A 714-nucleotide genomic window follows, 5' to 3' on the forward strand; every position below is an offset into this window, starting at 1 on the left:
CGCCGCGCCGCCACCGGCGGCCGGGCGCGCCTTCCCCTGCCCGGAGGGCCGGCTGGTGCTGGAACGGCTGACGGTGCTGGTCCCGAAGGAACCGCGGCCGCTGCTGCGCGAGGTGTCGCTGGTGGCCGCGCCCGGCGACGTGGTGGCGATCGCCGGCGCGGTCGGCTCCGGCAAGTCCACGCTGCTGCGCATGATCGCCGGCGCAGCGCGGCCGGCGGCCGGCGCCGCCTTCCTGGACGGCCATGCGACCTGGCAATGGGACCGGGAGGACATTGCGCGCCATCTCGGCATGCTGCCGCAGGAGCCCGTGCTGACCGAGGGCACGGTGGCGGAGGCGATCGCGCGGCTCGGCACGCCGGACATGCGCGCGGTGATCCGCGCCGCGCGGCTGGCCGGGGCGGAGCGCACCGTCGCGCGCCTGCCCTACGGCTATGCCACGCGGATCGGGCCCGACACGCCGCTCTCGCTGGGCCAGCGGCAGCGCATCGCGCTGGCCCGCGCGGTGTACGGCGAGCCGAGGCTGGTGCTGCTGGACGAGCCCTCGGCCTGGCTCGACGCGGAAGGCGAAGCGACAGTGCTGGCGCTGCTCGCCGCGCTGCGCGAGCGCGGCGCGACGGTGCTGTTCACCTCGCATCGGCCGGTGCTGCTGCGCGCGGCCGACCGGGTGCTGGTGCTGCGCCATGGCATGCTGGTGCAGGCCGGGCGGCCGCAGGC

At 77.5% G+C, this 714-nt stretch carries 1 protein-coding gene; it reads left to right on the forward strand.

Translation table 11 applies throughout. The features are described from left to right. A partial coding sequence (locus tag OZN99_RS32890; RefSeq protein WP_270939371.1) for an ATP-binding cassette domain-containing protein occupies positions 1 to 714 on the forward strand: 714 nt, incomplete at both ends.

This window comes from Falsiroseomonas oryzae (assembly GCF_027856955.1).
Classification (GTDB): domain Bacteria; phylum Pseudomonadota; class Alphaproteobacteria; order Acetobacterales; family Acetobacteraceae; genus Falsiroseomonas; species Falsiroseomonas oryzae.